Raw genomic sequence first — 10,186 nt, 5'->3', positions numbered from 1 at the left:
TTGGGTTATTCAAACCGCTCAACAGTTCCAGCAGACGCAACAGGCCGAACAGCAGCAGAAGCTGAGCCAACAGGTCAGCCAGGACCAGGTGCAGGCGGGCCCGGTGATGACCCACGGGGGCCGATAAGGCCTGCGGATCAGCGGGTCGGCCGCACGCCGCGCGGCCGGCTCGGTGGCAAGGTCGGCGCCGCGTCGGTCAAGCCGGTGCCGGCGGCGCCGGCCGATGCAGCACCATGTCCTGCGGCCGGCTGAGCGGCAACTTGGCCTCACGCAACTTCTCAAGCATGGCGAACAGCAGATCACTCTTCACCGCGCTGACCTCGCGCGGGCTCTTCACGTAGCCGGTGCACAGGAAGCTCATCGCGCTGGCGTCGATGGTCTCCAGCAGCACGCTGGCGGCCGGTGTGTCGAGCACGGAGGGGTGGGCCTGCAGCACGCCGAGCATGATCTGCCGGGCCTGGGTCGCGTCCGTGTCCAGTGGCATCGGCAGCCGGAACTGCACGCGGCCCTGGGCGTGGGCCATGGTCACGTTGCGCACGTTCTGGGTGATCAGCTGCGAGTTGGGCACGATCACGGTGGAGCGGTCGGAGAGCTGGATTTCGGTGGCGCGCACGTTGATGCGGCGGATGTCGCCCTCGGCACCGCTGATGCTCACCCAGTCGCCCACCTTCACCGGCCGCTCGGCCAGCAGGATCAGGCCGGAGATGAAGTTGGAGACGATCGCCTGCAGGCCGAAGCCGATGCCCACCGACAGCGCGCTGGCGATCCAGGTGAGGCTTTGCAGGCTGATCTTGAGTTCGGCCAGCGCGAGGGTGATCACCACCACCAGGCACACGTAGCCGATCAGGCTGACGATGGAGCTGCGGATGCCGAGCTCCAGCCCGGTCTTGGCCAGCAGCTGGTCGCCCAGCCAGTTCTTGAGCATGCGCACGGCCAGCAGGCCGAACACCAGCACCAGCAGGGCGTTGAAGATGTCGCCGGGCACGATCGGCAGCTGGCCGAAGGTGCCGCCGGAGAGCGAACGGCCCACGCGGTCCAGCAGGTCGCGCGGGCCGGTGCCGAAGGGCGCCAGCACCACCACCACCGCCAGCAGGAACAACACCACGCGCCCCACGCCCGAGAGCACCGTGGCGGCCTGCTCCAGCCGCTGCGGCGGGAGGTCGAAGGCGCTCTGCACGCGCTGCCCGTTCGGCCCTTCGGGCGAGAGCAGCGTCTCGATCAGGTCCTGTACCAGGTGCATCCACAGGTACAGCGTCGCCACCACCAGGCCGACCCACAGCATCTGCGTGGCGATGAAATAGGCGAAGGCGATGAAGCCGGCGGCCACGCCCAGCCAGCTCAGCGCCACACCCAGGGCGGCGCCGACTGCGAGCAGGCCGACCCACAGCGGGCGCCGGGCGGGGCGCTCGCCGCTGGCGATCAGCGCGCGCCGGGCGTGCCCGAGCCGCAGCAGCGCCGCGCCGACCAGGCCGCCGACCACCAGCGCGGTGAGCCCGCGCGACGCCACCGTGGCGGGCAGGCTGGCGCCGATGGCGCCGTTGATCTGCTCGATCAGCAGGAACAGCAGCGAGGCCCCGGCCAGCAGCCACGGGAATGGCGCCAGCCGCTTGGCCGCCGCGTCGGACAGCGCCGGCAGCCGCCACGAGGCGCGCCGCGCCGAGAGCAGGGCGCGGCCGACGCCGCCCAGGTACGCGGCGGCGGCGATCAGCCACACCAGCGCACGGGTGAAGGCGTCGCTTTCCGCGTCCAGGGCGTCGTTCCAGTCGAGGCCGAGGTAGGCCAGCTCGGCGGCGAGGCCGATCACCAGCACGCTCACCAGCGAAATGCCCACCGCCAGCGCGCTGCGGCGCAGGCGGCCTTCCGGCAGCAGCCGGCGCGCCAGAAGCATCAGGCCGTATTCGAGCAGGCGGCGGCCGAAGGCCAGCAGCAGCGCGGCGCCGAGCAGGCACAGCGCCAGCGGCGTGCGGTTGGGCGGCTGCCAGGCGCCGTGCCAGTCGTCGGCCACGCGCTCGCCGAGCCGCTTCAGCCGCACGAGGTCGTCCGGCAGCTGGTGCACCAGGTCGCTCCAGAAAACGCGGCCGAGCGGCGATGGCGTGCGCGAGGCGAGCTGGGCCTGGAACTGGTCGCGGCGCATGCCGGCGGCCTGCGCGGCGAGCTGCATGCTCTCCTCGCCGAGCAGCTGGGCCTGCTTGAGCTGGGCATCGAGCGCGGCCTTGTCCTTGTCGAGCTGGCGGCGCTGCGCGCTCACCTCGGGCGCTTCCGGCGGGGCGCCCTTGGCCGGCGCGGGGCCGAGCACGGCCAGCCGCGTGTTGAGGCTGTCCACCTGCGGCTTGAGCGTGCCGGCCAGCTGCCCGGCCTGGTCCTGCAAGCCCAGCGCCGTGTTGCGCAGCTCGGCCAGGGCCGCGCTGTCGGGGTTCTTTTGCAGCTCCACCTGGAGGGCGTCGATCTGGTTGTCCAGCCGGTCCAGCGTCTGCGCGGCGGTGGGCGGCGGCGTGGCGGCCTCGGGGGCGGCCGCCTCCTGGGCCAGGGCGGGCAGGGCGAGCAGCAGCGGAAGAAGCAGCAGAAGACGGCGCAGGCTAAGCATCCGTGCATGATCGACGCGCCCCGGCGGAGGGTCAATCGACGAGAGGCCCCTGGCGTATGCTCGGCCCGATACCGTTCAGGACCCGTCGATGCCCTTGCCCCCGACCGCCGCGCTGCCGCCCTGGGACGGCGACATCGCCCGTGCCCGCGCCTTGCAGGTGGAACTGGCCGCGCAGGTGCGGCTCGCGGACGACTTTCCGTCGCTGCGCCGCCTGGCCGGCGTGGACGTGGGCTTCGAGGAAGCCGGCGCGATCACCCGCGCCGCCGCCGTGCTGCTGGATGCGGCCAGCCTGCAGCCGCTGGCCGAGACGGTGGCGCGGCTGCCCACGCGCATGCCCTACATCCCGGGCCTGCTCTCCTTCCGTGAGCTGCCGGCGGTGCTGGAGGCGCTGGCCGCGCTGCCGGAGACGCCCGACCTGGTGTTCGTCGACGGCCAGGGCATCGCCCACCCGCGCGGGCTCGGCATCGCCGCGCACCTGGGCGTGGCGAGCGGCCTGCCGGCGGTGGGCGTGGCCAAGAGCATCCTGGTCGGCACGCACGGCGAGCTTGGCGAGCGCCGTGGCGACCGCGTGCCGCTGCGCTACCGCGGCCGCGAGATCGGCACCGTGCTGCGCAGCAAGGACCGCGTGCGGCCGCTGATCGTCTCGCCCGGCCACCGGGTGAGCCTGGCGAGCGCGCCGCAACTGGTGCTGGCCTGCTGCACGCGCTACCGCCTGCCCGAGCCCACGCGGCTGGCGGACCGCCTCGCCTCGCGGCGCGAGCGCTGACGCGGCGTCGTGTCGGGTGGGGCCCATGCGCCCCGCGTGTCATCATCACCCTCCTAGTGCGCGTGCTCCCTATGGAATGACCGATGCTTTTCCGCTGGTTCGAATCGCTGATCGACGCCTTCAAGGAACCCGTGGACACCACGCCGCCGCAGTCGGCGTGGCGCTTCTACGTGTTCTACCTGCGCCAGGTGTGGCCGGTGTTCCTGGCGGCGATCGTGGTCGGCTTCGGCGTGGCGATGGTGGAGGTGTCGCTGTTCGGCTTCATCGGCCGCATCGTGGATTACGCCCGCGGCGCGCCGGCCGATTTCTTCCGCCTGCACGGCACCGAGCTGATGTGGATGGCCTTCGTGGCGGTGGTGCTGCGGCCGGTGCTGAACGGCCTGCACGATCTGCTGGTGAATCAGGCCATCGTGCCCAACTTCACCAACCGCATCCGCTGGCAGAACCACCGCTACGTGATCCGCCAGAGCCTGGGCTTCTTCCAGAACGACTACGCCGGGCGCATCGCCAACCGCATCATGCAGACGGCCAGCTCGCTGCGCGAGTCGGCAGTGCAGATCGTGGATGCGATCTGGTACGTGGTGATCTACACCGGCAGCGCCATCGTGATGTTCGCCAGCGCGGATGCCTGGCTCGCGCTGCCGCTGGTGCTGTGGCTGGCGGCCTACGTGGCCACGCTGGCCTATTTCATCCCGCGCACCAAGGAGCGCTCGTGGCGCCAGTCGGAGGCGCGCTCGCGGCTGATGGGCCGCATCGTGGACGGCTACAGCAACATCCTCACGCTCAAGCTGTTCGCCCACACGCGCCGCGAGGAAGCCTACGTGGCCGACGCCATGGGCGAGCAGATCCGCCGCATGCGCAGCATGACCCGCCTCACCACCGCGATGGACGCGACCATCACCGTGCTCAACGGCCTCCTGATCGCCGGCACCTCGGGCTTGGCGATCTGGCTGTGGAGCCAGGGCAAGGTGACGGTGGGCGCGATCGCGCTCTCCACTGGCCTGGTGATCCGCATCAACAACATGTCCGGCTGGATCATGTGGGTGGTCAACGGCATCTTCGAGAACGTGGGCTCGGTGCAGGACGGGCTCAAGACCATCGCCCAGCCGCGCGCGGTGCAGGACCGCGCCGGCGCGCCGCCGCTGGCGGTGGACGGCGGTGGCGTGCGCTTCGAGCACATCCGCTTCCACTACGGCAAGCAGGGCGGCGTGATCGACGGGCTCGACCTCATCGTGCGGCCGGGCGAGAAGATCGGCCTGGTCGGGCCCTCGGGCGCGGGCAAGTCCACGCTGATGAGCCTGTTGCTGCGCCTGTACGACCTGGAGGGCGGGCGCATCCTGATCGACGGGCAGGACATCGCCCAGGTGACGCAGGAGAGCCTGCGCTCGCAGATCGGCGTGGTCACCCAGGACACCTCGCTACTGCACCGCTCGATCCGCGACAACCTGCTGTATGGCCGCCCCGACGCCACCGAGGAACAACTGCACGAGGCGGCGCGCAGGGCGCGCGCGGACGAGTTCATCCCCGAGCTCACCGACGGCGAGGGCCGCCAGGGCTACGAGGCGCTGGTGGGCGAGCGCGGCGTGAAGCTCTCCGGCGGCCAGCGCCAGCGCATCGCCATCGCCCGCGTGCTGCTCAAGGACGCGCCGATCCTGGTGCTGGACGAGGCCACCTCGGCGCTCGACTCCGACGCCGAGGCGGCCATCCAGGACAGCCTGGAGACGCTGATGGAAGGCAAGACCGTGATCGCCATCGCCCACCGTCTCTCCACCATCGCCCGCATGGACCGGCTGGTGGTGCTGGACAAGGGCCACGTGGCCGAGACCGGCACGCACGCCGAACTGATCGCGCGCGACGGCCTGTACGCGCGGCTGTGGCGGCGGCAGACGGGCGGGTTCGTGGCGGCGGAGGTCGAGGCGGAAGAGGCTGAGGCACGCTGAGCCGGGGCGTTACCGTGTCGAACCGCGGCATGGGGAGGACATCGTGCGGAAGGTGGTGATCACATCGGCGCCGGAGGCGCCGGCAAGTCGACGCTTGCGCGCGAACTGGCGGTACGCCCGGGGCTGCCGCTCGTCCACCTCGATGCGTTGTACTGGCGGGCACCGCCATCGAGGGCAAGCGTGTAGTCGGGTTGCTTTCCCGTGTTGCCGTGCGCGGCTTTCCTGGCCGGGTTACCGGTTGCGGCGGCAGTGCCGGTGGATCGAGCGGCCGCGCACCGCCTGTCCTCTCCCGGCCTGCGCCGCCACTGTCCACTCATCGACGCGCGCGCCTGTTTAGGCAGGCGGTGCGCGAGTGGGCCGGCCGCCGCTAGGCGATCAAGAACTCAGCGTTGCCTTCAGCAGCGCCGCCTGCCTGGGGAACCAGGGCCCGTTCTCCTTCAGCGTGTCGGCGACGAGTTTTTCCGCGTCCGCCTGCCGGTGCAGGGCCTTAAGCGCCTTCACGCGCACCGCGGCGACGCTGAGGCGGTTGACGCCATAGGCCTTGCCGGCGGCCTGTTCCAGCCAGGGCAGCGCCTCGGCGGGCTTGCCGGCCTCGAGCAGGCTGCGGCCGTAGCGGTAGGCGTAGACGTAGTCGTCCGGGTAGGCGGCGATCAGCTGGCGCTGGAAGGCGTCCAGCTCGTCGGTGCGCTTGGCGCGGGCGAGGTACACACGCAGGTTGTCGGCCAGGTTGCGGTCGCTGGCGGGGTGGTTGCCCAGGCGCTGGCGGGTGAGGGCGATGGCGCGGTCGAGCACGGCCTTCTCCGCCGCGCTGTCGCCGAGGGCGGCGTCGAGGTCGGCGCTGCCGAGCACGGCGCTGCGCTGGTCGGCGCAGGCGGGCTGGGCGATGAAGATCTGCGAGGCGAGGTAGTCGTCCAGCGGCTTGCGCTGGGCGTCGAGCAGGCTGCGGCGCTGCGCGGCCGGCAGCTTCTCGCTGGCGGCGAGGAGGTCCTCCAGCACGTAGGGGCGGTCGCAGCCGATCGGGCCGGCCAGCGCCTTCCGCGCGCTGGCGACCACGGCCGGCTCGTCCTTGGCCGCCTTGGCCTGGGCGAGGTGGAGGCGCTCCAGCGCCAGCGCGGTGCCGGCGTCCTTGGCGGCGGCGCCGCGCAGCGCCGGCGGCAGGGTGGCGAACCAGGCCAGGCCCGCCGCGCCGTCGTTGCGGGCCTGGTAGGCCTTGAGCACCGCCGTGATCGCCTCGCGCGAGCCGGCCGTGGCCTTGGCCTGGAGCGTGTCCAGCGTATTGCCGTGGGCGAGGATCGCGTTGATCGCCGGGTAGAACTTCTGCCGCGGCTGTTCGGCCAGGATGCGGCCCAGCTCCTCGCCGTGTTCGTCGAGCACCACGTAGCTGGGCAGGAAGGTGATCTTCAGCTGCTGCATCCACTGCTGGCCCTCGGGCGAATCCGCGTCGGCCTCGACGAAGATCGCCTTGTCCTGCAGGGCCTTCCACTCCGGCCCGTTGAGCACGTGCGAGGCCATGTAGTAGCAGGAGTAGCACCACACCGCCTGGAAATCGATCAGCACCGGGCGGTGCTGCTGGCCGGCGAGCTTGAGCGCGTCGGCGATGCCGGCGGGGCCTTTTTCCTCGGCCGCGTGCAACGGTGCGAGCAGCAGGAACAGAGCGGCGGCGAGCAGCTTCTTCATGGCGTAGGGCGCGTCCGTTTGGCGGTATGGACGTCCGATCCTACAGGCTGGGCCGGCGTTTGTCGTGCGCGGGTGCGGCGGCGGTCAAAGCCGAGACAGGGCACGCCGGCAGCCACCTCGTCGCTCACCCCGGCGGGCACCGGCAGCACGGCGTCGGCGGCGAGGCAGGTGTACTCGGCGAAGCTGCCGTCGCGGGCGAGGCTCTGGTGATAGGCCACGCGCATGCCCAGCGGCAGCTGCACGCCCGCGCCGCGCGCCACGATGCGGCCCATGCCGTCCACGCCCGGCACCTGGACGGGGCGCCAGGACGGGTGGGCCCACTCGATCGTCTTCCAGTCCACGGGGTTGAGCGCCACCAAGCGGTTGGCGACCAGCACTTCGCCCGGGCCGGGCTCGCGCAGGGGGCGGCTTTCCAGCGTCAGCTCGCCGGCCTCGCCGGCGCGGTGCCAGGCCCAGGCGCGGTAGGCCACGGCGGGCAGGATAGGGTCGTGGGACTGCATGGAAATCTCTCGAAGCTGCTCAATGTCAGTTATCTGTCTTCCTCCCGTGCGTGCAGGGGAGGGGTGTGGAGGTTGGAGCGCGCTTGCGCGCGACCGCGGCGTTACCGTTGCGCCGGCCTGTCACGCGCAGGCGCGCCCCGACAAGAGGCCGCGCCTTTGCGCACTAGGAGCGTGAACAGCTTTCAGGTCGTGGCCGTGGCCTTGGCGGCGGGCGTGCCGAGCGCGCCGGCGTGGAAGTGCGGCAGCACCTCGGTGGCGATCTCTTCCATCGTCTCCGCCAGCGGCCGGCGGTTGCGGCGAAAGTGCAGGCCGATGTGGTGCACGCCGGCCTCGCGCATGGCGGCCAGTTCTTCGATCAGGCCGCGGCGGCCCACGGTGGCGCCGAAGCGGTGGCGCACCAGCGGCGCGTTGGGGTCTTCGGCCAGGTCGAGGTGGATGAAGCTGATGTAGGGCTTCTCGCCTGCCACGCTGCGCCACAGCGCGCTGCGGCGCTGGTGGTCCTCCGGCGTGCCGGGGTAGGCCAGCCAGCCGTCCATGTGCTCGCCCACCCACTCGGGCTGCTGCTGGGCGAGGCCGGCGACCAGCAGCGGCAGCGGCTGTGCGGGCCGGGGCAGCAGGGCGAGGTTCTGCGGGGCCAGCCTGGCCGCGCCCCAGTCGCGGAACATCGCTACCTGCTCGCGGAAGCGCGCGCCGCGGTCGGCGAAGTCGCGGCCGAACAGCGGGTATTCCACCGGCCGGTCGCCGCTGGCCACGCCGAGCAGCAGGCGCCCGCCGCTCAGGCGGTCCACCGTGGCGGCGGATTTCATGCTGAGCAGCGGCTCGCGCAGCGGCAGCACCACCGCGGCGGTGCCGAGCAGGATGTTGCGGGTGACGCCGGCGAGGTAGCCGAGGTAGCTGAAGGCTTCGAACACCTGCGCGGCGTCGCCGAAGTTCGGGTCGTACACCGGTACGTCGCGCACCCACAGCGCGCGGAAGCCGAGGCGGTCGGCCAGCGTGGCCAGCTCGGCGTGGCGGCGCATGTCCGGCTCGCCGGGCAGGCGGCCGGCGTTGCGGCGGGCCTGCTCGCCGGCGGCGGTCCAGTCGTTGTCGAGCGGCAGTTCCACGCCGACGCTGAAGCCGCCGGCGACCAGGTTGTTCAGTGCGGATGACATGGGGGACTCCTTACAATGTGCGACAGGCCGCGGTGAGCGGCCTGTCGTTTCGATCGTTTGAGACAGGGCCCGGGGGAGGCGGGGGCTCAGTGGCCCACCGTCACCGGGCCGCCGGCGCGCGGGTCGAAGCCGCTGCGCTTGTCGAGCGTGCCGCTCCACGCGGTGATGCCCAGCGACACCAGCACCACCAGGGCGCCGATCCACGGCGTGTACATCAGGCCCAGGTGCTCGACGATCAGGCCGCCGATCCACGCCGCGCCGGCGATGCCGAGGTTGAAGGCGGCGATGTTGAGGCCCGAGGCCACGTCCACCGCCTGCGGGGTGTAGCGCTCGGCCTGCTTGACCACGTACACCTGCAGGCCCGGCACGTTGCCGAAGGCCACCGCGCCCCACACCAGCACCGTCGCCAGCGCCAGCCACTGGCTGTGCGCGGTGAAGGTGAGCGCGAACAGCACCACGGCGAGCAGTGCGAAGATGATCTTGAGCGCCGGGATCGGGCCGTGGCGGTCGGCCAGCTTGCCGCCCCACAGGTTGCCCACCGCCACCGACACGCCGTACACCAGCATCACCCAGCCCACCGCGCTGGCGCTGAAGCCGGCCACGTTCTGCAGGATCGGGGCGAGGAAGGTGAAGGGAATGAACGAGCCGCCGTAGCCGATGGCCGTCTTGGCGTACACCATCAGGAGGCGCGGCTGGCTCAGCACCTTGGCCTGCTGGCCCAGCGAGGCCGGTGCCGACTTGGCGATGTTGTTAGGCACGAAGACCAGGCTGCCGATGAAGGCGATCACGCCCAGCGCCGACACGGCGAGGAAGGTCTCGCGCCAGCCCAAGTGCTGGCCGATGAAGGTGCCCAGCGGCACGCCGGTGACCAGGGCCACGGTGAGGCCGGTGAACATGATGGCGATCGCGCTCGCGGCCTTCTCCTTCGGCACCAGGCTGGTGGCGATGGTGGAGCCGATCGAGAAGAACACGCCGTGGGCGAGGCCGGTGAGCACGCGCGCGGCGATCAGCGCCTCATAGCCCGGCGCCTGCCAGGCCACCAGGTTGCCGACGGTGAACAGCGCCATCAGCGAGAGCAGCAGCGTCTTGCGCGGCAGGCGCCCGGTGAGCGCGGTGAGCACCGGCGCGCCGATGGCGACGCCCAGCGCGTACAGGCTGACCAGCAGGCCCGCCGAGGGCAGGCCGATGCCGAGGTCGGCCGCCACGGTGGGGATCAGGCCAACGATCACGAACTCGGTCGTGCCGATGGCGAAAGCGCTGAGTGTCAGCGCGAACAGTGCAATAGGCATGGGGTGCTCCCGACTTTGGTTGGTGGCAAGTCTGAGAGAGCGACCCTTGCGGAAAAATACGGTCCGGCGCACAAGATTTTTGATTTGGCGTCAACGCGACAGTGCATTGCAGGCTGCCGTGCCATCGCAATTATTTGCGCTGGCTGGCGTCATCCGAGGTGACCGACGCTCGTGTTATCTTGTGATCACTGTCTCGATTTGACGGGGCTTTCGCCCGCTCGATGCATCAGGGAAGGCCTTGGGGAACATCTAGGAACATCTAGGAGCCTGGGCGGCAGA

The 10,186-nt window shown here is 71.2% G+C and carries 7 protein-coding genes; 2 read left to right on the top strand and 5 right to left on the bottom strand.

Annotated features, from left to right (window positions below):
• Window positions 1–196: 196 nt before the first annotated feature.
• Window positions 197–2,584, bottom strand: coding sequence for a DUF3772 domain-containing protein (locus tag ACH65_RS17670; RefSeq protein WP_049623954.1), 2,388 nt, complete (start codon window positions 2,582–2,584; stop codon window positions 197–199).
• 88 nt (window positions 2,585–2,672) lie between these two features.
• On the opposite strand from ACH65_RS17670, the gene nfi reads away from it, so the two are divergent.
• Both nfi and ACH65_RS17660 read left to right on the top strand, forming a co-directional pair.
• The gene (nfi, locus tag ACH65_RS17665) at window positions 2,673–3,350 is read left to right on the top strand and encodes a deoxyribonuclease V (protein ID WP_049623953.1); all 678 of its coding nucleotides are present in this window, start codon (window positions 2,673–2,675) and stop codon (window positions 3,348–3,350) included.
• Window positions 3,351–3,433: 83 nt separating this feature from the next.
• Window positions 3,434–5,290 (top strand): ABC transporter ATP-binding protein, encoded by a 1,857-nt coding sequence (locus tag ACH65_RS17660; protein ID WP_049623952.1) that lies wholly within the window; start codon window positions 3,434–3,436, stop codon window positions 5,288–5,290.
• A 375-nt stretch (window positions 5,291–5,665) separates the two neighbouring features.
• Here ACH65_RS17660 and ACH65_RS17655 read toward each other — a convergent pair whose 3' ends face one another.
• The 4 genes from ACH65_RS17655 to ACH65_RS17640 form a co-directional block, all read right to left on the bottom strand.
• On the bottom strand, window positions 5,666–6,967 hold the full coding sequence (locus ACH65_RS17655) for a thioredoxin family protein (RefSeq protein ID WP_049623951.1): 1,302 nt from the start codon (window positions 6,965–6,967) through the stop codon (window positions 5,666–5,668).
• On the bottom strand, window positions 6,964–7,467 hold the full coding sequence (locus tag ACH65_RS17650) for an alcohol dehydrogenase catalytic domain-containing protein (protein ID WP_053096312.1): 504 nt from the start codon (window positions 7,465–7,467) through the stop codon (window positions 6,964–6,966). The genes ACH65_RS17655 and ACH65_RS17650 overlap by 4 nt, the downstream gene beginning before the upstream one ends.
• 182 nt (window positions 7,468–7,649) lie before the next feature.
• Window positions 7,650–8,618: a TIGR03571 family LLM class oxidoreductase gene (locus ACH65_RS17645; protein ID WP_049623950.1), complete on the bottom strand. Its 969-nt coding sequence runs from the start codon at window positions 8,616–8,618 to the stop codon at window positions 7,650–7,652.
• A gap of 86 nt (window positions 8,619–8,704) precedes the next feature.
• Window positions 8,705–9,907: an MFS transporter gene (locus ACH65_RS17640; RefSeq protein ID WP_049623949.1), complete on the bottom strand. Its 1,203-nt coding sequence runs from the start codon at window positions 9,905–9,907 to the stop codon at window positions 8,705–8,707.
• Between the last annotated feature and the right edge of the window lie 279 nt (window positions 9,908–10,186).

It is taken from the genome of Frateuria defendens (assembly GCF_001182895.1).
Taxonomy (GTDB): domain Bacteria; phylum Pseudomonadota; class Gammaproteobacteria; order Xanthomonadales; family Rhodanobacteraceae; genus Frateuria_B; species Frateuria_B defendens.
The sequence above is the reverse complement of the archived record's forward strand: the minus strand, read 5'-3'. Positions and strand labels throughout refer to the sequence as shown.

Excerpts from the sequence above, each read along its gene's own strand:
- ACH65_RS17655 (WP_049623951.1), bottom strand. The coding sequence starts at position 6,967 with ATGAAGAAGCTGCTCGCCGCCGCTCTGTTCCTGCTGCTCGCACCGTTG.
- nfi (WP_049623953.1), top strand. The coding sequence starts at position 2,673 with ATGCCCTTGCCCCCGACCGCCGCGCTGCCGCCCTGGGACGGCGACATC.
- ACH65_RS17640 (WP_049623949.1), bottom strand. The coding sequence starts at position 9,907 with ATGCCTATTGCACTGTTCGCGCTGACACTCAGCGCTTTCGCCATCGGC.
- ACH65_RS17650 (WP_053096312.1), bottom strand. The coding sequence starts at position 7,467 with ATGCAGTCCCACGACCCTATCCTGCCCGCCGTGGCCTACCGCGCCTGG.
- ACH65_RS17645 (WP_049623950.1), bottom strand. The coding sequence starts at position 8,618 with ATGTCATCCGCACTGAACAACCTGGTCGCCGGCGGCTTCAGCGTCGGC.
- ACH65_RS17670 (WP_049623954.1), bottom strand. The coding sequence starts at position 2,584 with ATGCTTAGCCTGCGCCGTCTTCTGCTGCTTCTTCCGCTGCTGCTCGCC.
- ACH65_RS17660 (WP_049623952.1), top strand. The coding sequence starts at position 3,434 with ATGCTTTTCCGCTGGTTCGAATCGCTGATCGACGCCTTCAAGGAACCC.